The following is a 24,881-nucleotide window of genomic DNA, read 5'->3' as shown; positions in this document are numbered from 1 at the left end:
TACTATGACCTCATCTGTAGCACTATGTACCTATAATGGCGAAGCTTATATTGCCGAACAGCTGGACAGTATTCTGAACCAGGCTCTGTCGGTTTCTGAAATCATTATCTGTGATGATGGCTCTACAGATAATACATTGCCAATACTTTCCGGCTATGCAGAACAATACCCAGAGATCATCAAGGTATATCAGAATATGGAGAATCTGGGGTATGTACGTAATTTTGAAAAAGCCATGAGCTTATGTTCCGGTGATATTGTATTACTATGCGATCAGGATGACCGCTGGTATGACAATAAAACGGAAGTGATCACAGAAATTTTTGAAAAACATAAGAAGATCAATACGGTATGCCACAATATTAAACTTTTCGGTGAATCCCTGGATAACAAGGAAAACCTGAATTATTGGGACATCGAAAACTTTAACCCCGAACATTTCAGAGCCCTCCAGGAAATAGTCAAACGTTTGCTATATCAGGGAAATGTATTCCCCGGAATGAGTATGGCGGTCCGTAATACCTTTCTAAAAAAACATCTGCCGTTAAAAAGAGTAAATGAAACAATTATCCACGATTATGAACTTCTTCTTTTGGCTGCCGATACCAATTCGGTTTGGATAGAAGATTCGGTTCTGGGAGAATACAGGATTCATCCACAGCAGAATATCGGATTTAATAAATTTTCAAAGTTCACTGCCGAAGAAGAAAATCCATTGACCCGTGAAGAGGTTTTTGTTATATTCAAGAGGTATTCTTTTGTGAAAAATGCAGTTTCCGGATTAAATTTAAATACTGAACTGAGTAAAGAATACATCAATTACTGCCACAGGAAGTATAAAGACTATCTGATGAAACTCTCTTTTCCTGATCGTTTTATAACCAGGATAAAAATGAAATACTATTTTCATATCTTTGATTTTTTAAGATAAAGCCATTTGATTCACAAGTCATAATATGAAATTTTGCTCCCCTTATATAACACATTTAATGAAAAAACACAACGTATGATTATCGGAAATGGTATGATAGCCAATGCTGTAAAATCTTATGACAGAAACGACACGGTTTTCTTTGCTTCCGGAGTGTCAAACTCACTGGAAACAAGAGCTGCAGAATTTGAAAGAGAGTTTTCTCTTTTAAAATCTGTATATGAAGAAAATAAAGAAAAAAAATTGGTCTATTTCTCTACATTAAGCATTCATGACCAATCTAAACAGGACAGTGCTTATGTAATACACAAAAAGTCAGTGGAAAATTATATCGAAAACAATGCTGACAGCTTCCTTATCCTTAGGGTAGGAAATGTGGTAGGTAAAGGAGGAAATCCGAATACCCTTTTTAATTTTCTTAAAACACAGATTGCAGACAAAAAGGAATTTTCCCTGCATCTTAAAGCAAGAAGACTTCTTTTAGATATTGAGGATATTTCAAAATTTCTGGATTCCCACTGTTTAGGTTTTAGCAACAGAACAGTCAACTTTGCCTTTCCTTATTATTATGACCTGAAAGAGATTATCTCTTCCATTGAAAAAGAAACAGGAAATACAGCGCTCTATTCACAGGTAGATGAAGGAGATTTTTATAAAGTAGATTTTGATGAAGATACACAGACATTTTTCTCAGGAATACATCCCCAGGAATATCTGGAATCTATAACCCGAAAGTATATTTAGAACCGCCATGCTCAGTATTCACGTTATTATCGTTACCTACAATGCCATGAAATGGGCCGAAAGATGTTTTACCAGTTTAAGACAGTCATCAGTTCCGTTACAGTGCATCGTTGTGGACAACGGCTCTTCGGACGGAACTCAGGATTATATAAAAAAACATTTTCCTGAAGTACATTTCATACAGTCTGAGCAGAATCTTGGATTCGGGAAAGCAAATAATACCGGTATAGAAGCAGCCTACCAAAAAGGAGCAGATTTTTTTTACCTTATGAATCAGGATGCATGGCTCTATGAAGACAGCATTGAAAAACTTCTGGAAATATATCATGATCATCCCCATCAAGAAGAAGTTGGAATCATAAGTCCTGTCCATGTAGATGGAACAGAAAAGAAGCTTGATATATTTTTAGATAAATATATTGCTCATAACTGGGAAAAGACCAGACTGATATCTGATCTGTATTTCCAGACACTGAAACCTTACTATGAAATCAGTTTTGTGAATGCCGCACACTGGCTATTGCCTAAAAAAACGATAGAAACCGTTGGAGGATTCAACCCTTATTTCTTTCATTACGGTGAAGATAACGAATATGTGAACAGGCTACATTTTCACAAAAAGAAAGTGATTCTCGCCCCGGGCAGCAAGGTAGTACATGATGGTAAACAGTTTCTTGATAAAGTAGATTATACCCGATATAAAGATCTGACTCTTGAAACCAAAATCATGAATCCCAATCTTCCGGATGCACTGAAATTAGAAAAAAAAGCTTTGATCCAAAGTATCTTTAAAAATTCGGCACTGGGTAAACTTAGTGTTTCAAAGCAGCTGATGGAAAAATATAAAAAAATATCCGGAGAGGCCGATATTCTGAATAAAATAAAAGCAGAAGTAAGTCAGGAAGGACCTACGTTTTTAAAAATATAATTATTTTATGTATTTTTAAACTTTATTACACAATGAATCGAAAAATAACCCTCGTAATACCGGTTTATCGTTCGGCCAAATTTCTTCACAAAACCATAGAAGCCGTTGACATCCAAAAAAAGGAGTCCGGCTGGGATTTGGAAGTTGTTCTGGTAGAAGACGGAAGCCCGGATAATAGTTTCGAAGTGGTAGAAGAGCTTTCCAGGAAGTACCCCTATATCAAAGGAATTAAACTTTCAAGAAACTTTGGCCACCAGATCGCTGTAAAAACAGGTCTCCATTATGCTACTGGCGATTATATTGCTATTATTGATGATGATTTACAGGATCCCCCATCCTTGCTTCCCCGTTTTTTCACCCAACTAGATCTGGGGTATGAAGTTGCCTATGGCATTAGAAAAAAAAGAAAGGAAAGCAGATTAAAAAAATTGGCCTATACGGGATTTTACAGACTCCTTGATTCGATAAGTGAAACAAAAATACCCTTAGATTCCGGCGACTTCTGTGTCATGACAAAGAATGTAAAAGATAAAATGCTAACCCTTAATGAACAGAATCCTTATCTGAGAGGAATAAGGGCCTGGGTGGGCTTTAAACAGATCGGTCTGGAATATGACAGAAGTGGAAGAATAGAGGGCGAATCTGGCTATTCTTTAAAAAAACTTATTAACATTGCTAAAGACGGAATTTTTTCTTTTTCATCCCTTCCTCTTCAAATCATTAGTATATTAGGAAATATCGGTTTGCTGATCTCAATAGTATTCAGCCTTTTTACAATCATAAGATATTTTACAAATGAGATTGAAGTAGCTGGTTATACCACTATTATCATTATTATTCTTTTCTTCAATTCTATCCTGCTGATCAGTTTAGGAATTATTGGAGAATATATTTACAGAATTTATAATGAGGTGAGAAACAGGCCGTATACCATTATCGAAAAAACGGTCAACACTTAAAATTATCAGTATCCCCAATATTATATATCCCTTAAACGTTAAACACAGATGAAAGACAAAATAGAATCAATTATTGATACCGCTAAGTTTAATTATGAATACAAAAACGGAAAATTTGTATTTCTTGAATTCGATGAAGACATTGTTTCTGATTCTTTAGACAAGATCAAAACATTTTTCAAAAAATATGTATGGTTATATGAACTTCTCATTTATATCATTGCTCCTTTATATCCTTCAAGATATTTTTTCTTAAGTAGGGTTCTTAAAAAAACCAAAAATACTGATAAAGTTGTTGTCAATCTAGGAAGCGGATATACGGACCTAAGAGATGATATCATCAATGTTGATCTTATCCCCTACAATCCGGTAAATGTCGTTTGCGATATTACCAAGCTTCCTTTTAAAGATAATTCTATAGATCAGATCATCAATATTGCTGTTCTGGAGCACGTTCCGGATCCTCAGGCGGTAATTGCAGAGATCCACAGGGTTTTGAAGCCTGGCGGAGAACTCTTATGCGAGATTCCTTTTATGCAGGCTTTTCACGCCTCTCCATATGACTTCCAAAGATATACCTATGAGGGGATCAAAGTACAGTTCGCTGCCTTTAAAAACCTTAAAATCCACTCCATAAGCCCTACAGGAGGAATGCTCTGGCCTTTACAGGAATGGATTGTCATGTTATTTTCTTTTGGTATTAAACCTCTGCACAATATTTTACTAATCATTGTGATGTGCCTTACCTTCCCTATTAAATTTCTGGATGTAATTTTACAGTATCACCCGATGAGTAAGAATATTGCTTCCGCCTTTATTTTTGAATGTAAAAAATAGCCGGTATGAATAAATCACTTCCCAATCCCCTTCAGATACTTATTTATTTTGTATTTGCGGCTGGGGCCGTATTATTGGCATATCTTACCTATGCCAATCTTGACAAGGGATTTATTTTTAATGATGAAGCTTATTATTTGTCATATTATAAAAATAAAGGAGAGAGCCTAAGTTTTGACAGAACCAATTTTTTCAGAATATTTAAATTTCTCTATACCCCGAATATTTACCATTTCAGGATTATCTCTATAACCACGTTGGTGCTGAGCAATTTTTTGCTTTGCTTCTCCGTCTTCAGATACCTTAATTTAAAAGGCAACATTTTTATGGTAAGCCTTTTAGGTATTTTTCTCGGATTTGAAAGCTGGTCTATCAGTAACCTTATTATTCATCAGTATATTGGCAATACCATATTGGTCAATACCGGCGTTTCACTGATATTGATCTCATTGATGACCAAAAAACAGGTTATTCAGGTTTTAGCCGGATTTGTTCTATCCTTTGTTTTGTTCAACGGGAATTCTCACAGCATTGTTATAGCCCCTATATTTGTTTTTATCATTCTGTGTGACCTGAAGCGCTGGAAAGCTAATACCATCTGGTTCCTGGCAGGTTTTATTACCGGAATCATTGTATATTTCACTTTTCTCGATACTCTGGATAATTTTATTTATCAGTTCAGATTCCTTAAAGACTATCTTGGCTTTCATAAAAAGCAGCACTCTAAAACCTTCATGGTATTCTGGTGCATTTATCTTTTCCTGAATGCAGTATTACCTGCTGCAATAACTTATTTCTTATTATGGAAATCCAGATTTTCGGAGAATTCCGTTAAAATTCTGGATAAAGTTTTAGCAGTTATAGGGATCATTACTTTAGGATTATTTATATGCTCAAGCGAGTATTATATTTTTGCTTTTATTGTGTTCACCCACCTCCTTGTTGTAAGGTTCTGGACCAGCAAAACAGAATCCAGAGAAAACAAATACCTGGTTCTGCTAATTCTGATCATTCCTTATTGTCTGGCATTTGGTTCCCAAACCTGGTTTCATTTGCGGCTTCCTGCTTACAAATATTATTATTTCGTCCTTATATTCATATGCCTGATAAGACTGTACAAAAATATACTTTGGATTTCAGGCTACCTTCTTGCAGTTTCTTTTATGATCTATAGTTTTCCGGATACTCTTAAAACAAAAGGCTGGAAAGATTTCATATTTACGGAGCAGACAGAAAAGGTAAAAGTGAACGGCTACGATCTGTATCTGGATAAACAAAGGAAAAAAGACCTTGAAGATTTGCGTCCTTACCTGCAGAATCAGTCCAACGTAATTTATTCCAGCAATCACCTGATAGGATATCTGTATATTCTTGATGCTCATCCTCCTATCTTTTATTACTTCCCATTAAAAGATTATATGCATTATATCATTAAAAAAGTGGGGAAAACCCCGGACGATTATATTTATCTTGAAAGTAACGACTATCCTTTCAGCCCGAAAGAATTCGTACCTTTAAAATTTGTAAATCATCCTGAACAGTATAAAGTGATAAAAGCAGGTAGATTTACCTTATATCTTCCCTCTCAATATCAAAAAAAGTAAAACAAATGTGCGGAATAGCCGGAATCATAACCCATAATGCCAGAAACTATCAAAGTGAAATTCAAAGGATGACAGATGCCATCGCATATCGTGGTCCGGATTCTTCACACCATGAATTTTATGATAATGCGGCTTTAGGCCATCGCCGACTTTCGATTATAGATCTGTCTGAAAACGGAAAACAACCCATGTTTTCCAGTACAAAAAAAGAATGTATCGTGCTGAATGGCGAAATTTACGGTTATCAGGCCATAAAAGATCAGTATTCTGATTATTCTTATCACGGAAGTTCAGATACCGAAGTGGTGCTTGCCATGTATCAGAAAAAAGAGAAAAATCTGATCCATGATCTTCCGGGAATGTTTGCTTTTGCAATCTGGGATGAAGAAAAACAGGAATTGTTCTGCGCAAGAGACCGTTTCGGAGAGAAGCCATTTTATTATGCTGTCGGAAAAAACGGTGAGTTCATTTTCGCTTCCGAAATTAAAGCCATTCTTGCATCAGGATTAATAAAACCTGAGATTGATAAAGCACAGATCGCCTATTATTTAAAAAACGGTTACATTCATCCTCATAAAACCATTTACAAGAATATTTTCAACCTCAAACCTGCTCATACGCTGGTCTATAAAGAAGGAAAAATAGATATAAAACCTTACTGGACCATTCCTACCGAAACTTCCAAACTGAGTATGGATGAGAGTATTGAAAAATTTAAATATCTTTTAGATAATGCTATAAAAAAACAGATGGTAGCTGATGTTCCCGTAGGTTCTTTCCTTTCAGGAGGTTTGGATTCCAGTACCATTGTTGCCGTTGCCTCAAAATATAAAGAAAATATAAAAACATTGGTGTACGGTTACGAAAGTGGAGATCTTAACGAGATGCCTTATGCACAGGCTATTGCAGATAAATATAAAACCGATCATCATATTCTTTTAGATAAAAAACAGAAGATTTCCGAAACTTTACAGGAAGTTTACTCCTATATGGATGAGCCGCTAATGGACTCTTCCCTACTCCCTACCCATCTCATTTTCAAAGAAGCAGCGAAAGATCTTAAGGTGATCCTTTCCGGTGATGTAGGCGACGAGCTTTTTGGAGGCTATACTTTTTATAAATACAACATCAACCTTTCCCAAAAAGGCTTTTACCCGGACTATCTTTCAAAGATGATTCTTTTAGCCGGTAAATTCAGGGATATGGGTTCCGAAAGACGCATAAGGGCAGAATATCGCGACACTATAGATTACCATCAGAATAAGGTCCGGAATTACTTTACCGTTTCTGAAATCAGACAACTGGGAATTACCGAGGAAATTCCAGGACAGGAATTCAGCTTTAAGCCTACTAATACAGATTTTAATGATCTGATGCGAATCGATTTGGAGAAGTATGTTCCGGCCAATATGCTATTGAAAGGCGACAGAACTTCCATGTATAATTCTGTAGAGGTAAGGATCCCTTTTCTGGATATTGATTTTGCGGAATTCTGTATTCAAATGCCATGGCAATACAAAGTTAATTCTACAGAAGATAAAATTATATTGAGAAAGGCTTATTCCAAAGCCTGGACAGAAGAAATTGCAGTCCGCAAAAAGAACGGCTTTGGAGCTTCTGTAAAAGAATGGTTCAAAGAAACTGAACTTCAGGATCTAAGTAAAGAACTTCTTGAAAATAAGGAAAGCTATATATTTAATTTTTTAGATTTTAACGAAGTGCAGAAAAAGCTTAACAGACATCACCAACATTGGAATCTGTTGATTCTTGCGCTTTGGTTTCAGAACAATAAAAATCATTTACAGTAATGAAAATAGGACTGACACAAAATGACTATCCCATTAAAAGAAATATTTTAAATAAAGTTTCTGGATGTGAATATGTTTTTTTAAGAAAGAACAACAATCTTTTTCATTCACTGTCTACCGTAAAAAAAATCTTATTAAGAAAAAAGACGGATATTGAAGGAAGATATTTCTTTTATCAGAAACCTAAAATTGATATTCTTCACCTTTATAATGACATCAATTATTCTTCCCAGAAATGGGTGACTTCTTTTGAAACCCTGGTACCACGTTTTCCTGAAACCAAAAATGATCATCAGAAAACCGAACCTCAGCACATTCGCAATGAGAAAACAGAAAATGCTCTCAAACAGATTGGCAAAAGGAACTGCCTGGGAATTATCTCAATTTCAAATGCAGCTGCCAATATTCAGCTGGAGCTTCTAAAAAATTACCCTGAATTTCAGGAAATCATAAAATCAAAGCTTTCAGTAATCCACCCTTCTCAGGAAATTATTCCGAGAAATTCACAGGAGATTTACCAAAACACAGAAATCTTTAATCTTATTTTCGTAGGAACACAGTTTCACCTAAAGGGAGGCCCTGAAATGATAGAGGTTTTAAAGAAATTAAGACAGAAATACAATTTCAGGCTTAGTATTGTTTCGTCATTTAAAACAGACAATTATGTAACCAAGGTAACTGAAAAAGAAGCGCTGGAAACTAAAGAAATGTTGAAAAAAGAAGACTGGATTGAAATTTTTGAAAATATCCCTAATGAAAAAGTGCTGGAACTGATTAAGCAGTCTCATATTGGTCTTTTGCCCACCTGGTCGGATACCTATGGGTTTTCTGTTCTGGAGATGCAGGCAGCCGGCGTTCCCGTGATTACAACAGATATACGTGCCTTGCCGGAAATCAATAATGAAGACTGCGGCTGGCTTATTCATCTTCCCCAAAACCGTTTGAAACAAGCCCTTTACTTTACGGATGAACAGCGTGAAGAACTAAAAAGAACCTTGAAAGTACAGCTTGAAAATATTTTGGAGAGTATTTTTACCAACCCGGAACAGCTGCCTGAAAAATCAGCCAATTCTCTGGAAAGAATCAAAAAGAATCACGATCCCCTTATGGTCAGTGAAAAGTTAAAAGCCATATACAGCAAGGCATGAATATCTCTGTAATTATACCTGTTTACAATGCATCCGAGTTTTTGGGGAAAGCGGTAGATTCTGCTTTACAGTTTGAAGAAGTAAAAGAAATTCTATTGGTTGAGGATAAATCCACCGACAATTCATTAGAAGTCTGCCAAAAACTGATCTTAAAAGATTCAAGGATTCAATTATATCAACATCCGGACAAAGGAAATCATGGAGCTGGAGCCACAAGAAATTTAGGCCTTGAAAAAGCCGGCTGTGAGTTCATATCTTTTCTGGATGCTGATGATTATTATCTTCCCACTCGTTTTGATGTGGAAAAAGAAGCTTTTAAAGAACAAAAAACCGAAGGCGTTTTCGGAGCTATCGGCGTAGAATATTTATCTGAAAAAGGCAGAAAAGAGTTTCAGGATAAGTTTAAAGATGTCTCATTGACCACCGTTAATTTTCCTGCGGAAGGTGAAACTGTTTTGAAGGGATTATTAGGGCTGACTTCTCAAGTCTTTGGAACATTCTTCCATCTGAATACACTTACCCTCAGAAAATCAGTGCTGGTGAAGAACAATCTGCGCTTCAACGAAAATCTTCGTGTACATCAGGATTCTGATTTTATCATCAAACTGGCCTATCACGGTTATTTAAAATCCGGAATTATAGATAAAGCTATTGCCATAAGAGGGGTCCATGATCATAACAGGATTACAAAAATTATAAGATATTCACTGCAGTATAATCAGAGACAGTTTCTTTTATGGAAATCATTACATGAATGGGCAGATTCCAATCCATTGCCTTCAGACTGTAAAAGAAAGATTTATTTAACTTATAAATCATTTGATTTATCCTTAAAAACAGGATTAAATAAATATTTTTGTATCTTTTTAGAGGTAATCAAAAACCCTCAAATATTAAAAACACAATACCGTTTTACGTATCTTAACCGATAATAATGAAAATATCCGTAATCATTCCCGTTTATAATGCTGAAGAATATGTCTCACAGGCTGTAGAATCAGCTCTTCAGTTCGAAGAAGTATATGAAGTTGTTTTAGTTGAAGACAAGTCTCCGGATAATGCTCTTCATGTTTGCCGGGAACTCGCCGCAAAATATGACAGGATTAAGCTTTTCCAGCATCCTGACAAAGGAAATCATGGTGCGGGAGCTTCCAGAAATTTAGGAATGGAAAAAGCAACAGGAGATTTTATCGCCTTTCTGGATGCGGATGACTATTATTTGCCCAACAGATTCGATGCGGAAAGAGAGCTTTTTAAAAATCCTGATGTAGAAGGTGTGTATGGGGCAATCGGGGTAAAATATTATTCAGAAAAGGCCAGAGAACAGTACTACCCTATTTATAAAGATAAACTGGATACCGTATATAAAAAAACCAATCCCGAAGATGTTTATCAGGGACTGATAAGTTTACGCGGAACTTTCGGGCTTATTCACCTAGATACTTTAACTCTAAGGAAATCCTCATTGTCTAAAATGGACAGATTTTTCGAAACCTCTCTCCGACTTCACCAAGACTCGGAGATCGTGATAAGATTCGCTTATTACCTTAAGCTTTATACAGGTATTAATGATGAAGCTATTGCCTTAAGAGGCGTACATGAGAACAACAGAATTACTAAAGTAGATTCAGGGAAAATAAATCCTGCCAAAACGCGTGTTATGCTTTGGAGAGAATTAAATAAATGGGCTGAAAATGAGAAAACCGTTCCACAACATGTAAAAATTCACATCAATAGAATGCTTCGCAGTTTTGAGATCGCCATTGCACCGACTTTCAAAAAATGGGGAATGATTGCTAAATATCTGGTTACAGATTACCCAAGTATCCGTTCAGGCTTATTTAATATTAATTTCCGGAAAAACCTGTTTTAAGCAGGAAGCCTACAGTAACTTCCGGCATCCATCTTCACTCTTCCAGCCTTTATTCAAAATAGGATAGGATATCAGTTATTTTTTTTCTTATCCAGAAGAATAGAATCGGCTATCTGAGCAGTAAATATTTTACCGGATTCTTTGTACATATGATTTCCGTCTGTATAGACATACTTATCATATTGTGAAGAAAAGTCAAGAAATTTCACATTATTTTTCTTAGCGATAGATCCTATTATTTCATTAAAATCCGGAGAAAATGCATTTTCTATATCCATAACTCCCTTAAATCCTGGAATTCTGACAATATAAACAGTCCCTTTAGTCTCAAGGTATTGAATGATGTCTTGCAGGGCATCCAGTCTGTATTGTGATATTTTTTGGGTGCTTGCAAATTCTTTGTACTGGATTATTTTACTGGCCTCTCGTTTCCTTAAATCAGCAGGATTGATATCAACCGTTACTTCCATCCAACCATTTTTATGCAGATAGGTATTGGACCTTCCCCCTGCTTCCCTGTCTTTGTAGATATTAAACCAGCTTTTAGGATAATGCTTTAAAAGATACTCATAATTAGGTGCCATTTCATAAAAATGCATATCTGCCAATGCGGAAGTATTCTCAGTATATTCTTTAGCATCTTTTACATCTTTACCTGTAGATACATTCCAGGGATTAACAGTCAGGATGAAGATGCCATCCTTTGTATCAGGATGAAGCTTTTTCTTTACCGCTTCAAGATAGATCTGGCCGTAAGGTGACTCAGTAAGATTGAGAGAAAAATTATCAAATTTCCTGTCCTTAAATTTCCTGTCCAGAACATCCGGTACCAAAGCCTGGGAACCGCGGGAATCTCCCATAATTATATTGGAAGGTTTAGGACCTGTAAAATGTCTGTAATTATCATCCGTATTACCATCTGCATAACTTCCCAGCAACAATAGAACGGCAACAATTGCAACAATATAAAAGGATATTTTAAATAAAAACTTTTTCATATCAGAACTGTTCATAGATGAAACTACTATTACCAAATACACCGAAATATAAAATCATGAAAATAAGACATACGTAAAAAACTCTTCTCGTAACAGGCTTAAACCTGCTGATTTCAAGACCGTGTTCTTTATCTTTATTCAGCCAGTCCATCAATATTATAATTCCTATTAATCCTAAAATTTTAATTTTTATATACTCCGGAACTGAAAAAACGGATAAACTGAAAATTCTTCTATACATTCCCAATGCATCACTAAGTGTTGGGGCAACGAAAAGGACCAAGGCAAAACAAACCATCGTCATCGTCAGCAAAATATTTCCAAATTCCTGAAAGGTAGGAACAGTCTTTGAAAACTTTTTCTTCTTGTTCAGTTTATCTTTTAAAATCAATGGGACATAATAAAGCCCGTGCAGCAGTCCAAACAGTATAAACGTAAATCTTGGTCCATGCCAGGCTCCGATTAATATAAAGTTTAAAATAATGGCAGCAATCAGTCCCTTCTTTTCATAATCTCTGAACTGAATGACCAAGGGAGTAAAAACATATTCCGTCAACCAGGAAGTGAGTGAAATATGCCATTTTCTCCAATATTCAGCAATATTCTGCGCAAATAGCGGAAAGGCAAAGTTTTTCGTGATCTTGAATCCCAAAAGCTTGGCAAAGCCAATTGCCATATCAGAATATCCGGAAAAATCCGCATACATCTCAAAAAGGAATAAAATCATTCCATAAGCAACAGTACTGCCTGAAAGATGATCATAGTTCTGAAATATTTCCTGAGTAATGGGGCTGATACTGTTAGCAACAACTAATTTTTTAAATGCCCCCAAAAGAATCTGCCGGGCAGCATCTGAACCGTTTTCTAATGTAAAAACCCTATCTTTCTTCAGTTGTGGTAATAGCAAACCGGCCTTATCAATAGGTCCGGAAGTCATACTCGGAAAAAAAGCGATATAATTAAAAAATGCAAGCACATCTGTCTCTGCCTTCAATTTATTATTCTTGATATCAAGCAGATAGCTTATCATCCTAAAGGTATAAAAACTGATTCCCAAAGGAAGAATTATTGTTAAAGTAAGTGTACTTTTAATATTGAACAGCTGTGCAAAAGAATCTATGAAAAAATTAAAATATTTAAAGTAAAACAGGGTTCCAATGGAGAAAAGAAGCCCGAGATTAACTAAAAATTTCTTTCTTCCAGGAGTTTTACTCTCAGAGATTTTTAATCCCAAATAATAACTAACCCCCGAGCTTATGATCAAAAGTATTAAAAATCTCCAGTCCCAATTTGCATAAAATACATAGCTGGCCAATAATAAAAATATATTCTGAGCTTTAAGCTTTTTACCTAAAACCCACCAATACACAGCAAATACAACTGAGAAAAAGAGGATGAATACTAATGATGTAAACTGCATTAGTTACTGTTTAAAAGTTCAACAATTCCATAAGAAAGCATCAGGAAAGCCACTTTCCGGTTATTAAAAAGAATAGCTTCTTTAGGAGGAGAAATAAGCATGCCTCCGTTTTGGGTAAGATGTTCTATTGTTTTTTCAATATCTTCAACTTCATAGCAAATATGGTAATATGAAATTCTCTTTTTCAAAAGATTTTCTACAGGTTTTCCGGAAACCAACTCAATGTTTAAACCATCTTCCACGGTTACCATGCAAAGCTCCGCTTGCTGATTGACATCAAAAACCACAGGAGTTTCTTCAATAATTTTATGGAGCGTTCGTATATTCTGGAGCTCTGCCTGTATATTTTTACAGGCAACTCCAACATGATGAAATTTCATTATAGTTTTGAAGCTATAGAATCAGCCATTTCACCTACATTATTCCATCCCTGAATTTCAGAAGAGGTAAAACGGATTCCAAAAGCTTTTTCCACCGCAACAATTAACTGAATGTGGGAAAGGGAATCCCATTCTTCAACATCTTCGGCTGTAGTTTCTGCGTTTAATACAATATCTTCATTATCCAATTCGTCACGGAAGACATTGGTAAGCTTAGACAAAATTTCGTTCTTATCCATGTTTTATTTAATTTTTATTAATAATATATACTTCTTTTGACTGATATTCGTCGACATTTAGAATCCACTGTCCATTATGCTCGGTAAATCCTAATCTTTCATAATGATCTTTTACCATCTGGTTTTTTGCCGTAGGAAGATATTCTCCCACAACCTTTTTAAATCCATGTTTTCTTGCGGTTTCCACAATAGTATTGAGCGTAAAATCTTCCATTCCTCTCTTCAATACACGGCAGCTCATCAGCCACGTATCTATAAAAAGAGTTTCCGGATCTTTCTTTTCCAAAACAATTACACAGATCAATCCATTATCGCCATATTTATCTTCCAGTGTGAAGGAAATGGTGTAATGATTCCCGGAATTGATCAAGCTGTCGATATCCTGTTCCGTGTATCTCACCGTTCTTAAATTAAACTGATTGGAACGCTGTGTCAGCTGTGAAACTCTAGGTTTTGAAAAGCTGTTGAAAGATTTCACATCTGAAACCATATTCATGCTTTTCAGGAAATCTTTCACATTGGTAAAGCTGTCCAGATCAACCGCTCTCTGTGCTTCAACCTGGTATTGTTTGGTCCGTTCCGCATCATTCTCCGAGAAGCTGGATGTTTCAAAAAGGTTCAGTCCGTATAAATATTCCAGATATTCTGCCGGATCTTCAGGCAATTCGGGAACGCAGACTTCAGGAAGGTTTTCGCGTACGATATTTCTTTCAAACGGATTGTCATCAAGAAACACCATGGAATCAAATCCGATATTAAGAATACTTTGGATTTTCCTGATATTATCCGCTTTATTGTCCCAATTAGCCACAAAAACAGCAATATCATCCAGTTTAAGGACCATATCGGGATGCTTTTCAAAAGGCTCTTTAGCTTTATCTTCATCATTCTTGCTGCAAACAGCCAGGATTACACCTCTTCTCTGAAGTGCTTTGATCCAGTACTGAAACTCAGTGAATGCTTTTCCTATTCCCAAACTCCCTATCTGGATCTTTTCCAGGCCGTCATCACCAATAATTCCGCCCCATGTGGTATTGTCCAGATCCAGAATCAGACATTTCTTAAACTTTCCTTCAAGAGAGGAAATAATATTGTTAATATGGTGGGCAACAATTGGAAGGGCATCCAGAGAAAGTACCATTTCTGTGTTCACATAAATGTTCGGAGAGAACATAAAATCTCTTCCCCACTTATTCTGGATCGAAAGTAGATCTGCAATAAAAAAATTATCATTCTTGATCGCCAGTTCCGCCGAAAGCAAGTAATTGAGTTTATTCAGCTGAAAAACAAAGGATGACTCTACCTTATTGGAAAAGTTACCAAAGATCTGATTATTGATCGCCGGAAAATTACAGTAAATCACCCTGCTTTTAGTTCTGTTCTGAATCGTGCGGTAAAGATCCTCAATATAAGAAATCTTGGTTTCCGCAAAAGCAGTCTGTGTATCGTAGGACTTATAATATTGGTTCAATAATTTATGAGAAGACTCAAAGATGATGGTATAATCTGCGTTGAACTCATAATATTCCGAGGTAGGATCTAAGATCTGCCGTGAAATCTGACCGAAATCAGCTTCAAAAATTTCAAGTTCAAAGCCTTCGTTCATAGCGGTCCCTTTCAAAGCAACATTGAGAAACTGTGTAGCAGTATCGCCCAGTAATGCCACCTTGATCTTTTTAAGATGTGGGATATCTCTTCGGAGGCCTTTTTTCAGTTCTGAAAACGTTTTGTACATGAATTCTTTTATTTTATTAAAAATATGAATGTACCAGTTCTCAATGCTGCCAGTTCCGTATTATTTCTTTTAAAGGCTTCCGGATCTTTAGTGTATCTGTATACTCTACATGCTTTGGGAACATTCGTATTTTTTTTCATTGTGTTTGTTTTGCTGCAAAAATAAAGATTTTATCTGAGATTTAATTTTTTAAGATAATCTCTAAGTGGTTTTTCAATAAATTGATAGAACAGCATCGAGGTAATGATAAGTACAGCCAGATAAATCCAGAACACACTGTTAATATCAAATTTATAATTTTGTCGTTTCAGAATTTCCCTCAGAATATACAGAATAGGGATATGGGTAATATATACCGCATAACTCGCTTCACCCAAATATTCCAATGGTTTTAACGCCAAAATTTTTGTCACCAGCCCGTTATTCCAGGAAATTAAAAGAATCAGCGGAATAAAAAGCACTGCCATAAGTCCGTTATGATAAAAAAGAGGAACAAAGATGAGTGAAAGCATTACAGATGCAAAGACCAGAATGACAGGAATATCATAATTTTTCTGCTTAAAATTATTCACAAAGAATAATCCGGCAAGGTTTCCCACCAAAAATTCACTTACATGCATCAGCGGGAAATAATATAGAAATTCATGGCTTTCCGTATGTGGACCTTTGTAGGATGGTGAAGCTTCATAGAGATGGGAGAATACCTGGGTAATAATCCACAGCACGATACCTGCCACCCAAATGCTTTTATTTTTTTTGGAGTAAAAATAATTATACAGCGCCGGGAAAATCAGATAAAAAAGAAATTCCACAGAAATAGACCATCCCGGAAAATTCAGGATCATTGCCTTACCCGGAATCCAGCTCTGCAGCCCGAACAGATATAAAAAAACATTGATAATGCTGAAATTTGAATATCTGGTGACCAGGTAGAGCAGCAGTCCCACTACATATAACGGATAGATCCTTGCAAACCTGTTTTTATAATATTCAATATACTCTATTTTCTCTTTTTTATGATAGGCTACGATCATAATAAATCCAGAAAGAATAAAAAAGTAGCTTACCCCAACATTCGCCTTTAAAAAGATATTTGAAATATAATCTGTTTTATAAACAAACATATCTTTATTAAAATGAGAAATAACTATAGCTATAGCTGCAAGGAATCTGGTAAAGGTAATCTGGCTTATCTTCATTCACAAGAACTGTTCAACAGTTTTATAATAATATTAGTTAAGGATAAAAACATTAGAAGACCTTTAAACACTTTCCCGCCCGTCATGAAAATACGGCCGGACATCCCCGAACAATTAATCTTCTCTAAAACTATTTGACAAAAACCCCGATATACTTCCCTTCATATTCCACTACCGTTGTTTCTATACTGTTTTTTTCACAGAAATCCTGGTAAGCAGAATTGTCACCAATATCGTCACTGATGAAAACGCCTCCTTTTTTCAGATGCTTATACAGCTCATCATAGGCCCACATTCTCCCATTGTAACTCTTATCAGAATCGTAATGAAGGACATCAAAAACTGAGTTTTCAGCAAAAATCTTAGGCAGCGATTCTTTATCTGCAAAACGGAATAATTTCCAATTTTTTTTAAGGTTTTGCGGTACCACATAGCCTACATATTGATCTCCATCCTGTGCCAGGTATGGCATATCTGAACTATACAGTGTTCCGTCTCTTTTTGTAAGAGACAGAAGTGAGGCCAGCGATGACCATCCATATGCTACACCAGTTTCCACGACATGCTTTGCATTGGAAAATTCACATGCATAATACATCAGCTCCAAAGCACCGGGACCACCCATTTTTACAGGACATGCCTTTTCCTTTTGTTCTGCAGTTTTTAATACTTCTGCATAATCTTTACGAAAAGCATCTATATCAAACCCAAACAATTTTGAAACAGCCTCTGCCTGGGAAACAGCTTTTCCGGCAGCCCAGGAATTTGTTTTTTCCTTCCCTTTGAAAGCATTGCCTCTGTTGACTGTATTTTTAATTATTTTCCGGCCCAGTTCCGGATAAAGATCGGGTCTTTTCAAATACCCTATAAATGTCTTGAGAACCCTTGTTATTTCACTCACTGTGTTGTATTTAATACCGCAAAAATAAATATTTTTTTCTCAATTATGTAAAAACAGATTATATTTGTGAGGCCCAAGTGAAATAAAAAAATTAAAAACTCCTGTATGTTCTACAATTTTTTCGAAAAAATATACAGAAGGCAGCAGCTTTCTATTCTGAAAAAAAACCCTAAAGTATTTTTTGAAAATATCAGATTGGGCGTGGGTGGACGCTTTATCCTGGATAAGGATATAAAAAGCATGAGCATCGGAAAGTCTGTGGAATTCAGAAATTACACTTGTATCCTGATGATGAAAGATGCCAACTTAGAAATAGGTGACCATTTTTTTATGAATAACTTCTGCTCGATCAACTGCCTTGAACATATTTCAATTGGTGAAAATACATTGTTTGGTGAAAATGTCAGACTTTATGATCATAACCATACCTATGACACTTCTCCTACCTTCAAGCTCCATTCTTCTAAATTTACTAAAGCTCCCATAAAAATAGGCAGCAACTGCTGGCTGGGAAGTAATGTTACAGTACTGAAAGGTGTTACAATAGGTGACAACTGCATTATAGGAGCAGGATGTACCATATTCAAAGATGTTCCTGCCAATACGCAAGTTGTTAACAAGCAGGATTTAGTATTCAATTCCCTTTAAATTCAGATGAAATTCTCAATACTTATTGCCCATTACAATAATGCTATGCTGTTCAAAGACTGTTACAGCTCATTACTTGCCCAGACCTACAAAAATTGGGAAGCCATCATTCTGGACGATGCCTCGTCTGATGAAGAAAAGACACAGATAAAAGCCATCATTGCCGGTGACGAACGGTTTAAATTCTTCGAAAATGAACAAAATTCCGGCGTGGGAGTTACCAAAAGTAAACTTATTGATCTTGCTTCGGGAGACATCTGCGGCTTTGTAGACCCTGACGATGCTATTCTTCCTAATGCTATTGAAAAGGCAGTAAATGTATTCGTGCAGAAAAAGAACGTAGTATTGGCCTATTCGCGATTTATGAGCTGTGATAAGGATCTGAAGCCTATCGCTCCGTTTAAATCTGCCATGCAGGTTCAGAATAAAGATCCGTATTTTTTTAATTATCCTATTCAGATTGCTCATTTTGTGACGTTCAGAAAAGATATTTATGAACAGACTGAGAAAATGAATGCTGCGCTGAAGATTTCTGAGGATCAGGATCTCTATTTAAAGATGTATGAAAAAGGCGATGTTTATTTCATCGACGACACCAATTATCTTTACAGAACCCATACAGGCGGAATTTCACAAAACGAGAATAAAGCAAAATCTTACGAATATTTTGCCCAGGTGGTTTTCAATGCGATGAAACGAAGGAATATTAAAAGCATAAACGGGATGGAAATTCCGGAAACTTATACCGGACAGCAGGAAATTTTCAAACTATTGGAATACCAGAATTCGGTTCCATATAGGATAAAAAGAAAAATCTCTATTACTTTACAAAAACTTTTCAGGTAATGCCAGCAGAAAATCATAAAATAAAAGTCCTTTTCAGACACCGTTCCATGGAAATGGGCGGCGTGGAAAAAGTAATCCTCAGTATTCTTAATAATCTCAGTCCTGAAAAATTTGATATAACCGTATGTCTGAATCTGAATCAGGGTGAGCTAAGGGATGAATTCCCTAAACATGTTAAAAAGATATATTTTGCTGACGGAAAAGAAGATTTATCCAAAAATCCTTTGATCCAAAAAATCCAATTGATTCGCAGAAGGTTAAAACTTTCCCGCGCACTGAAAAGCCATACAATCTCTGACCGTCTTTTAGGAAACAAAAAATTCGATATAGAGATCGCTCCTACTTATTCAGCATTTTCATCTGTTATCAATTCCAGCAACAAAGCCTCTAAGAAATTAGGATGGTTTCACTCTGAAATTAATCTACCTAAATTACAGCCGCTGGTTCCTGATATTCTGGATAGTTTCTCACAGTTTGACCATATGATTTACTGTTCGCAGAAAATCAAAGATCTGATGCATACCTATTATCCGGAACTGAAGTATCCTGAAGAAAGTGTAGTGATCAATGCCATTCCTATTGACGAAATCAAGAGAAAAGCACAGGAAAAAATAGAACCTCTTCCTCAGGGCCCTGTTTTTGTTTCCGTAGGACGTCTTCACGACAGAAAAGGATACCATAAACTTATTGATGCCCACAAAAGATTAATTGATGAAGGCTACCATCATAATATTATCGTTATAGGCAGCGGTGAAGAAATGAAAAACCTTACCGAGCAGATCCGGATAAATAATGTTCAGGATACGTTTATTTTGAGTGGTAATAAGATGAATCCCTATCCTTATGTGAAAAATGCGGACTATTTTATTCTGCCTTCCGAATCCGAAGCCTGGCCGCTGGTAATCGCTGAAGCTTTAATCCTTCAGAAACCTATTATTGCTACCGATACAGGAGATGTAGGAGTGATGATCAAAGACCGAGAAACCGGTTACCTCATCAATTATGAAACGAATGAGATGTATGCTGCCATGAAGACTTTTCTTACAGATCCGGAGCTTATTGCCAGGATCAGAAAAAACCTGGAAACTATAGAAGACCAGTTTGACAATCAGAAAATCTTTAGTGCAGTGGAAGGAATTCTTGAAGATCTCTACAAAAAAATTAATGGGCGGAATATCCTCCGTCCACGACAAGATTCGAGCCTGTAATCCATTTTGAGGCATCCGAAAGCAGGAAAATACAGGCGTTGGCTACATCTTCAGGCTGCCCTATTCCCAACGGATGTTTTTTAATGATCTCTTCTGCAGCCTCCTCACCAACGTTTTCAAACATTTTTTCGAGCAACGGAGTATTTACCATAGCCGGGCTTATGCTGTTCACCCTTATTCCACTTCTTGAAAGCTCCATAGCCATGGACCGGGCGCCTGCGATCACGGCACCTTTACTTGCTGAATAAGCTGATTTTCCTATTTCGCCCACCATTCCTGCTACTGAAGAAATGAAGACAAAACTGGCAACTTCACTTTTATATTTTTTGAGGGATAAAATTTTGGCAATTTCAAAACCTGACATGACATTGACTGCAAAAATATCTGCATAAAGCTGGGGAGTATGTTTTTTCAGAGGAAGTGTTTTTTCTATCCCCGCACAGTGAATGAATCCTGAGATTTTACCTAAAACCGATACTTTTTCAGCGATCAGTTCTTCAAGATTTTCAGCTCTGGTGATATCTGCAATAATGGTTTCAGCTTTGCTATCCGGAGTCAGCAGAGATACTGTTTTCTGCAGCTCTTCTTCGTTTCTGGCAATAAGGATAAGATCTGCTCCGCTCTTGCTGCATTCTACAGAACAGCTTCTCCCAATACCGGAAGAAGCTCCTGTAATAAGAATTATTTTGTCTTTTAAAGAAAACTGATTCACTAATCTTCGAAGTTTTCTTTACCGATAATATTCATAAGATCAGAAACAGTTTCTATATCTTTAAAATAATTTGAATCAATTTTCTTATCGAAACTCTCATCAACAAATGCAATTACAGAAAGCAGGCTGATGGAATCATAGCTTTCCAGCTGTTTTAAGTTTGTTTCGATTGTTAATGTTTCCTTTTCTTCTAATTCTTCTTGCAATTTCTCTAAAAAAACGGATGTCTTCATATATTTTATTTTACTACATTATATTCTATTTCAAATTTCCAGCACGGTTGCTCCCCAGGAATATCCTACTCCAAAACCTGCCATCAATACCCTGTCTCCTTTTTTCAGCATTCCCTTTTCCATCATATCTTTCAGGGCAATTGGAATGGTTGCCGAAACAGTATTTCCAGTGTTTTCCATATCGATATAAAACTTTTCTGCCGGTATTTTAGTTTTCTTCCTTAAATAATTCAGCATAAAAGAATTGGCCTGATGGAAAACAAAATGATCAATATCTTCTATCGTCAGCCCATTTGTTTCCAAAGTTTCCTTTACCAGTCCCGGAATATTTTCGATGGTAAAATTAAAAATTTCGGGTCCGTTCATGTAAAGATTCTCCGGATCAAAATCATTTTCAGGATTAAGTACAAAATCTTTTTTGAAAGCTCCTTTCTTTACAATAAGATTTTCGGCACCACTCCCGTCTGTACCCAGGCAGAACTGATAATCCTTAGCATTTTCATCCTTCTCTACAATTACAGAAGCTGATGCGTCCCCGAATATGCTTCGGTTGGCTTTATCTTTTGGATTGATATGCTTTGTATAGGTTTCTGATGTGATCAGTAAAATACTTTTCGCAATACCGGCTGCTACCAATCCTTTAGCAAAAGCCAGTCCATAAATGAATCCGGAGCACCCAAGATTAAAATCCATTGCTCCGATATTCCTTCTAAGGCCCAGTCTATCCTGAAGAATACAGGCGGTAGTGGGAAGAAAATAATCCGGACTCTGGGTACAAAAGAGAATAAAATCGACCTTATTCCTGTCATAGTTCGCGAAAAGTTTTTCTGAAGATTTTACGGCAAGCTCAAGAACAGTTTCGTTGTCTGAAGAAATATGGCGCTGTCTGATCCCTATTTTTTCATGAATTCTATCAGAGCTCCAGTCAGGAAATTCTTTCTCAAGATCCTCATTGGTCAGAACCTTGGCGGGCAAATAATATTCTATTTTGGAAACTTTTATCATAGAAATTCTTTTTCTTTGTAAAAATAAAAAACAAATTCACAATAATGATGCTCCTATTTAGAATCATATTGAAAATCCGTTCCCTGTATGAAGACTTAGTGAAAAATGCTGCTATAAAAGTAGCCATTCATCGAGGAATGAAAGTTGGTGACAATCTGTATGTTCAAGGTATTCCAAACTTTGGCTCAGAATGTTTTCTTATAGAAATGGGTGATAATGTAACGATTGCAGAGGGTGTTTCTTTCATCAATCACGGTGGAGATGGCCGGGTAACCAAAAGAATTGAGAAATATAAAAACGGGAGAACTTTCGGAAGAATAAAAATCGGCAACAATACTTTTATTGGAAAAGGCACTATTCTTTTACCCGGGGTTTCTATCGGAAGCAATTGTATTGTAGGTTCATTAAGTGTTGTCAGCAGTTCCATTCCTGATAATTCAGTGTATGCAGGAGCTCCTGCAAAATTTATCTGTACCATTGAGCAGTATGGCGAAAAATTATTAGACAACAACACGGTTTACCCTTTAGAGCTGGAAGCTGACCGATCTGCTTTAGAAAAATACCTCATCAAAAATCTCCCTCACAATTATAAACCCGTAAAAAAATAAATGTCACAAAAAAAGAAAGTTCTTATTCGTATAGGCTCTCTCCGGCATGGCGGTGCAGAAAAAGTTCTCATCAACTTTCTCAAAAACCTTCCTGAAGATAAATATGAAATAGATCTGCTGATCAATCTTTATACAGGAATGTATATCAAGGAGGTTCCGTCATGGGTCAATCTGCAATATCTTCTTAAGGGCGAGATGATTACCACCAACAGACCTCACGAAATCCCTGTGAAAGCCTTCAGAGTGCTTTATCAGAAGCTATTTCTCTGGTTTCCGGCTCTTCTTTACCGGTTTATTCTGAAAAATAAAAAGTACGACGTGGAAATAGCAGCTATTCACGGAATGTACAGAGAACTTCTTTCCAGTCCTCAAAAGGATTCAAAAAAAATTATCTGGATACAAAACGACATTTTTAATCTGAAAGAATATACGCCGGATGTGATCAGACAGCTTTTCCGCTTTGACAGGATACTGGTTATTTCCAATAAACTGAAAGAGGAAATGCAGAAGGTGGCAAAAACTGATATGGAAAAGCAGGCGGTTATTAAAATTTATAACCCGATAGATAAAAATGATACTCTCAACAAGGCAAATACAGCAATTGATGATTATCCTTTTTCCAGTAGTCTTCCTACTTTTATCACCATTGGGACGGTTTATCCGCAGAAAGGCTACGACAGGCTTCTGGAAGTACATAAAAAACTGATCGACGAGGGACTTAAACACCAGATTATCATTATTGGTGATGGTTTTGATTTTGAGAATATTCAGACCAAGCTTAACCAATTGGGTCTTCAGGAAACTGTAAAAATGCTAGGCTTCAGAAGTAATCCCTACCCTTATCTGAAAAGGGCAGATTTTTATGTGATGTCTTCAAGACATGAAGGTTTCCCTACCATTATCGCGGAAGCTTTGATTTTGAACAAACCGATTGTTTCTACAGATGTTTCAGGAATAAAAGATCTTCTCCAGGAAGGGAAATTGGGTGTCATTATTCCAAATTCAGAGGATGGAATTTATGAGGGAATGAAGAAGCTTCTTACCAACCATGAACTTGCAGCCCATTATGAAAAAGAAATTGCAATGACTGATCTGCCTTTTGTACTGCAGAAATCTGTGGCACAGCTTCAGGAAATCATTGATGAATTATAAAAAAGCTTAAAATGGATTATACTGTCATACAAAAGGATTTTTACAGGGAAAGCGGAAAATGGCTCTCTTCATTTGATATCTTGAAAAAATGTATCAATCCGAATCTGCATTTTATTTATATCCTAAGAAAAGCTCAGAAATATAATAAAAAGCCTGTTTTAGGAATATTCTGGAAGTTTGTCCTCAGACATTATCAAATAAAATACGGCTATCAGATTTATCCCGAAACGGAAATTGGAGAAGGGTTTTACTTAGGCCACTGGGGAAGCTTAGTGATCAATCCTAAAGCTAAAATCGGGAAAAACTGCAATATTGCGCAAGGCGTTACGATCGGCCAACAAAACAGAGGTAAGCTTCAAGGTTTCCCTACAATTTGTGATGAAGTATGGATAGGAGCCAATGCCGTAATTGTAGGTGGAATTACTATCGGAAACAATGTTTTAATTGCACCCAATTCGTATGTTAATTTTGATGTTCCTGCCAATTCTGTGGTAGTTGGAAATCCCGGAACAATTTACCCGACAGAAAGTGCTACAGAAGCTTATATCAATAATAAAATATAAAAAATCCTTGTTATAAATTTATAAATCTATATAACATTTTCCTTAAAAATTAATTTCCCTATTGTAGGGAAATATTTTTTTATCGACTTTTGTTAAAAAGTTTTTAAGATTTGAGCAAGCTTAAAATTTTAAATTCTTTTTCAAAAAAACACAATATAACTTTAAAACACAACAACATGGAAAAAAATTCACTTTCTAAGCA

At 36.2% G+C, this 24,881-nt stretch carries 27 protein-coding genes; 16 read left to right on the top strand and 11 right to left on the bottom strand.

The window, feature by feature from the left end:
- Window positions 1-4: 4 nt before the first annotated feature.
- The 10 genes from ACTJIV_RS02770 (at window position 5) to ACTJIV_RS02725 (ending at window position 10,832) form a co-directional block, all read left to right on the top strand.
- Complete coding sequence (locus tag ACTJIV_RS02770) at window positions 5-931, top strand: glycosyltransferase (RefSeq protein WP_111958958.1); 927 nt, start codon at window positions 5-7, stop codon at window positions 929-931.
- Window positions 932-1,006: 75 nt separating this feature from the next.
- Window positions 1,007-1,675 (top strand): hypothetical protein, encoded by a 669-nt coding sequence (locus tag ACTJIV_RS02765; RefSeq protein ID WP_440625456.1) that lies wholly within the window; start codon window positions 1,007-1,009, stop codon window positions 1,673-1,675.
- 7 nt (window positions 1,676-1,682) lie between these two features.
- Window positions 1,683-2,603 (top strand): glycosyltransferase family 2 protein, encoded by a 921-nt coding sequence (locus ACTJIV_RS02760; RefSeq protein ID WP_336377790.1) that lies wholly within the window; start codon window positions 1,683-1,685, stop codon window positions 2,601-2,603.
- Window positions 2,604-2,635: 32 nt separating this feature from the next.
- Complete coding sequence (locus ACTJIV_RS02755; RefSeq protein WP_440625455.1) at window positions 2,636-3,562, top strand: glycosyltransferase family 2 protein; 927 nt, start codon at window positions 2,636-2,638, stop codon at window positions 3,560-3,562.
- 48 nt (window positions 3,563-3,610) lie between these two features.
- Window positions 3,611-4,399 (top strand): class I SAM-dependent methyltransferase, encoded by a 789-nt coding sequence (locus tag ACTJIV_RS02750; RefSeq protein ID WP_440625453.1) that lies wholly within the window; start codon window positions 3,611-3,613, stop codon window positions 4,397-4,399.
- A 5-nt stretch (window positions 4,400-4,404) separates the two neighbouring features.
- The gene (locus tag ACTJIV_RS02745) at window positions 4,405-6,003 is read left to right on the top strand and encodes a hypothetical protein (protein WP_440625451.1); all 1,599 of its coding nucleotides are present in this window, start codon (window positions 4,405-4,407) and stop codon (window positions 6,001-6,003) included.
- Window positions 6,004-6,008: 5 nt separating this feature from the next.
- Window positions 6,009-7,811: an asparagine synthase (glutamine-hydrolyzing) gene (gene asnB, locus ACTJIV_RS02740; protein ID WP_440625449.1), complete on the top strand. Its 1,803-nt coding sequence runs from the start codon at window positions 6,009-6,011 to the stop codon at window positions 7,809-7,811.
- Complete coding sequence (locus tag ACTJIV_RS02735; RefSeq protein WP_440625447.1) at window positions 7,811-8,959, top strand: glycosyltransferase family 4 protein; 1,149 nt, start codon at window positions 7,811-7,813, stop codon at window positions 8,957-8,959. The genes asnB and ACTJIV_RS02735 overlap by 1 nt, the downstream gene beginning before the upstream one ends.
- Window positions 8,956-9,891 carry a glycosyltransferase family 2 protein gene (locus tag ACTJIV_RS02730; protein ID WP_440625445.1) on the top strand — a complete coding sequence of 312 codons (936 nt, stop codon included), beginning with the start codon at window positions 8,956-8,958 and terminating at the stop codon, window positions 9,889-9,891. The genes ACTJIV_RS02735 and ACTJIV_RS02730 overlap by 4 nt, the downstream gene beginning before the upstream one ends.
- Window positions 9,892-9,893: 2 nt before the next feature.
- Complete coding sequence (locus ACTJIV_RS02725; protein WP_111958940.1) at window positions 9,894-10,832, top strand: glycosyltransferase family 2 protein; 939 nt, start codon at window positions 9,894-9,896, stop codon at window positions 10,830-10,832.
- Between the two features lie 71 nt (window positions 10,833-10,903).
- Here the strand turns inward: ACTJIV_RS02725 and ACTJIV_RS02720 are convergent, their stop codons facing one another.
- From ACTJIV_RS02720 to ACTJIV_RS02685, 8 genes are all read right to left on the bottom strand, one after another.
- Window positions 10,904-11,830 carry a hypothetical protein gene (locus tag ACTJIV_RS02720; protein ID WP_440625443.1) on the bottom strand — a complete coding sequence of 309 codons (927 nt, stop codon included), beginning with the start codon at window positions 11,828-11,830 and terminating at the stop codon, window positions 10,904-10,906.
- Window position 11,831: 1 nt separating this feature from the next.
- Window positions 11,832-13,250 (bottom strand): MBOAT family O-acyltransferase, encoded by a 1,419-nt coding sequence (locus ACTJIV_RS02715; RefSeq protein ID WP_440625441.1) that lies wholly within the window; start codon window positions 13,248-13,250, stop codon window positions 11,832-11,834.
- Window positions 13,250-13,630 (bottom strand): VOC family protein, encoded by a 381-nt coding sequence (locus ACTJIV_RS02710; RefSeq protein ID WP_440625439.1) that lies wholly within the window; start codon window positions 13,628-13,630, stop codon window positions 13,250-13,252. Before ACTJIV_RS02710 ends, ACTJIV_RS02715 begins: the two co-directional genes overlap by 1 nt.
- The gene (locus tag ACTJIV_RS02705) at window positions 13,630-13,869 is read right to left on the bottom strand and encodes an acyl carrier protein (RefSeq protein ID WP_111958932.1); all 240 of its coding nucleotides are present in this window, start codon (window positions 13,867-13,869) and stop codon (window positions 13,630-13,632) included. The genes ACTJIV_RS02710 and ACTJIV_RS02705 overlap by 1 nt, the downstream gene beginning before the upstream one ends.
- A gap of 7 nt (window positions 13,870-13,876) precedes the next feature.
- Window positions 13,877-15,604: an HAD-IIIC family phosphatase gene (locus ACTJIV_RS02700; protein ID WP_440625436.1), complete on the bottom strand. Its 1,728-nt coding sequence runs from the start codon at window positions 15,602-15,604 to the stop codon at window positions 13,877-13,879.
- Between the two features lie 8 nt (window positions 15,605-15,612).
- On the bottom strand, window positions 15,613-15,744 hold the full coding sequence (locus ACTJIV_RS02695) for a hypothetical protein (RefSeq protein ID WP_440625434.1): 132 nt from the start codon (window positions 15,742-15,744) through the stop codon (window positions 15,613-15,615).
- 30 nt (window positions 15,745-15,774) lie between these two features.
- Window positions 15,775-16,803, bottom strand: a complete 1,029-nt coding sequence (locus tag ACTJIV_RS02690; protein ID WP_223558139.1) for an acyltransferase family protein — start codon at window positions 16,801-16,803, stop codon at window positions 15,775-15,777.
- A 130-nt stretch (window positions 16,804-16,933) separates the two neighbouring features.
- Entirely contained in the window at window positions 16,934-17,704 is a 771-nt protein-coding gene (locus ACTJIV_RS02685; protein WP_111958926.1) for a class I SAM-dependent methyltransferase, read from the bottom strand.
- A 105-nt stretch (window positions 17,705-17,809) separates the two neighbouring features.
- Between ACTJIV_RS02685 and ACTJIV_RS02680 the strand changes: the two genes are divergently transcribed.
- From ACTJIV_RS02680 to ACTJIV_RS02670, 3 genes are read left to right on the top strand one after another with little or no spacing between them, the layout of a single operon-like run.
- A complete protein-coding gene (locus ACTJIV_RS02680; RefSeq protein WP_223558138.1) occupies window positions 17,810-18,352 on the top strand; it encodes an acyltransferase in 543 nt (180 codons plus the stop codon).
- 6 nt (window positions 18,353-18,358) lie between these two features.
- A complete protein-coding gene (locus tag ACTJIV_RS02675) occupies window positions 18,359-19,198 on the top strand; it encodes a glycosyltransferase family 2 protein (protein WP_440625432.1) in 840 nt (279 codons plus the stop codon).
- Window positions 19,198-20,406 carry a glycosyltransferase gene (locus tag ACTJIV_RS02670; protein ID WP_440625430.1) on the top strand — a complete coding sequence of 403 codons (1,209 nt, stop codon included), beginning with the start codon at window positions 19,198-19,200 and terminating at the stop codon, window positions 20,404-20,406. The genes ACTJIV_RS02675 and ACTJIV_RS02670 overlap by 1 nt, the downstream gene beginning before the upstream one ends.
- Here the strand turns inward: ACTJIV_RS02670 and ACTJIV_RS02665 are convergent.
- The 3 genes from ACTJIV_RS02665 to ACTJIV_RS02655 are packed head-to-tail and all read right to left on the bottom strand — an operon-like array spanning window position 20,360 to window position 22,356.
- Window positions 20,360-21,118 (bottom strand): SDR family NAD(P)-dependent oxidoreductase, encoded by a 759-nt coding sequence (locus ACTJIV_RS02665; RefSeq protein ID WP_440625428.1) that lies wholly within the window; start codon window positions 21,116-21,118, stop codon window positions 20,360-20,362. The two genes, ACTJIV_RS02670 and ACTJIV_RS02665, sit on opposite strands and share 47 nt — an antisense overlap.
- A complete protein-coding gene (locus ACTJIV_RS02660) occupies window positions 21,118-21,351 on the bottom strand; it encodes a hypothetical protein (protein WP_111958916.1) in 234 nt (77 codons plus the stop codon). The genes ACTJIV_RS02665 and ACTJIV_RS02660 overlap by 1 nt, the downstream gene beginning before the upstream one ends.
- Before the next feature lie 30 nt (window positions 21,352-21,381).
- Entirely contained in the window at window positions 21,382-22,356 is a 975-nt protein-coding gene (locus ACTJIV_RS02655) for a 3-oxoacyl-ACP synthase III family protein (RefSeq protein WP_440625426.1), read from the bottom strand.
- A gap of 44 nt (window positions 22,357-22,400) precedes the next feature.
- On the opposite strand from ACTJIV_RS02655, the gene ACTJIV_RS02650 reads away from it, so the two are divergent.
- Genes ACTJIV_RS02650 through ACTJIV_RS02640 form a run of 3 tightly spaced genes read left to right on the top strand, consistent with a single transcriptional unit; the run spans window position 22,401 to window position 24,679 of the window.
- A complete protein-coding gene (locus ACTJIV_RS02650) occupies window positions 22,401-22,964 on the top strand; it encodes a DapH/DapD/GlmU-related protein (RefSeq protein WP_223558133.1) in 564 nt (187 codons plus the stop codon).
- Window positions 22,965-24,116, top strand: a complete 1,152-nt coding sequence (locus tag ACTJIV_RS02645; protein WP_440625424.1) for a glycosyltransferase — start codon at window positions 22,965-22,967, stop codon at window positions 24,114-24,116. It abuts the gene before it with no gap.
- Between the two features lie 11 nt (window positions 24,117-24,127).
- On the top strand, window positions 24,128-24,679 hold the full coding sequence (locus ACTJIV_RS02640; protein ID WP_440625422.1) for a serine acetyltransferase: 552 nt from the start codon (window positions 24,128-24,130) through the stop codon (window positions 24,677-24,679).
- The last annotated feature ends 202 nt before the right edge of the window (window positions 24,680-24,881 follow it).

Source organism: Chryseobacterium sp. 22532, from assembly GCF_052044665.1.
Lineage (GTDB): Bacteria > Bacteroidota > Bacteroidia > Flavobacteriales > Weeksellaceae > Chryseobacterium > Chryseobacterium lathyri.
The sequence above is the reverse complement of the archived record's forward strand: the minus strand, read 5'-3'. Positions and strand labels throughout refer to the sequence as shown.

Bases quoted from the DNA above. Each gene is read 5' to 3' on its own strand.
- ACTJIV_RS02770 (WP_111958958.1), top strand. From the start codon at position 5: ATGACCTCATCTGTAGCACTATGTACCTATAATGGCGAAGCTTATATT.
- ACTJIV_RS02765 (WP_440625456.1), top strand. From the start codon at position 1,007: ATGATTATCGGAAATGGTATGATAGCCAATGCTGTAAAATCTTATGAC.
- ACTJIV_RS02760 (WP_336377790.1), top strand. From the start codon at position 1,683: ATGCTCAGTATTCACGTTATTATCGTTACCTACAATGCCATGAAATGG.
- ACTJIV_RS02755 (WP_440625455.1), top strand. From the start codon at position 2,636: ATGAATCGAAAAATAACCCTCGTAATACCGGTTTATCGTTCGGCCAAA.
- ACTJIV_RS02750 (WP_440625453.1), top strand. From the start codon at position 3,611: ATGAAAGACAAAATAGAATCAATTATTGATACCGCTAAGTTTAATTAT.
- ACTJIV_RS02745 (WP_440625451.1), top strand. From the start codon at position 4,405: ATGAATAAATCACTTCCCAATCCCCTTCAGATACTTATTTATTTTGTA.
- asnB (WP_440625449.1), top strand. From the start codon at position 6,009: ATGTGCGGAATAGCCGGAATCATAACCCATAATGCCAGAAACTATCAA.
- ACTJIV_RS02735 (WP_440625447.1), top strand. From the start codon at position 7,811: ATGAAAATAGGACTGACACAAAATGACTATCCCATTAAAAGAAATATT.
- ACTJIV_RS02730 (WP_440625445.1), top strand. From the start codon at position 8,956: ATGAATATCTCTGTAATTATACCTGTTTACAATGCATCCGAGTTTTTG.
- ACTJIV_RS02725 (WP_111958940.1), top strand. From the start codon at position 9,894: ATGAAAATATCCGTAATCATTCCCGTTTATAATGCTGAAGAATATGTC.
- ACTJIV_RS02720 (WP_440625443.1), bottom strand. From the start codon at position 11,830: ATGAAAAAGTTTTTATTTAAAATATCCTTTTATATTGTTGCAATTGTT.
- ACTJIV_RS02715 (WP_440625441.1), bottom strand. From the start codon at position 13,250: ATGCAGTTTACATCATTAGTATTCATCCTCTTTTTCTCAGTTGTATTT.
- ACTJIV_RS02710 (WP_440625439.1), bottom strand. From the start codon at position 13,630: ATGAAATTTCATCATGTTGGAGTTGCCTGTAAAAATATACAGGCAGAG.
- ACTJIV_RS02705 (WP_111958932.1), bottom strand. From the start codon at position 13,869: ATGGATAAGAACGAAATTTTGTCTAAGCTTACCAATGTCTTCCGTGAC.
- ACTJIV_RS02700 (WP_440625436.1), bottom strand. From the start codon at position 15,604: ATGTACAAAACGTTTTCAGAACTGAAAAAAGGCCTCCGAAGAGATATC.
- ACTJIV_RS02695 (WP_440625434.1), bottom strand. From the start codon at position 15,744: ATGAAAAAAAATACGAATGTTCCCAAAGCATGTAGAGTATACAGATAC.
- ACTJIV_RS02690 (WP_223558139.1), bottom strand. From the start codon at position 16,803: ATGAAGATAAGCCAGATTACCTTTACCAGATTCCTTGCAGCTATAGCT.
- ACTJIV_RS02680 (WP_223558138.1), top strand. From the start codon at position 17,810: ATGTTCTACAATTTTTTCGAAAAAATATACAGAAGGCAGCAGCTTTCT.
- ACTJIV_RS02675 (WP_440625432.1), top strand. From the start codon at position 18,359: ATGAAATTCTCAATACTTATTGCCCATTACAATAATGCTATGCTGTTC.
- ACTJIV_RS02670 (WP_440625430.1), top strand. From the start codon at position 19,198: ATGCCAGCAGAAAATCATAAAATAAAAGTCCTTTTCAGACACCGTTCC.
- ACTJIV_RS02660 (WP_111958916.1), bottom strand. From the start codon at position 21,351: ATGAAGACATCCGTTTTTTTAGAGAAATTGCAAGAAGAATTAGAAGAA.
- ACTJIV_RS02655 (WP_440625426.1), bottom strand. From the start codon at position 22,356: ATGATAAAAGTTTCCAAAATAGAATATTATTTGCCCGCCAAGGTTCTG.
- ACTJIV_RS02650 (WP_223558133.1), top strand. From the start codon at position 22,401: ATGATGCTCCTATTTAGAATCATATTGAAAATCCGTTCCCTGTATGAA.
- ACTJIV_RS02645 (WP_440625424.1), top strand. From the start codon at position 22,965: ATGTCACAAAAAAAGAAAGTTCTTATTCGTATAGGCTCTCTCCGGCAT.
- ACTJIV_RS02640 (WP_440625422.1), top strand. From the start codon at position 24,128: ATGGATTATACTGTCATACAAAAGGATTTTTACAGGGAAAGCGGAAAA.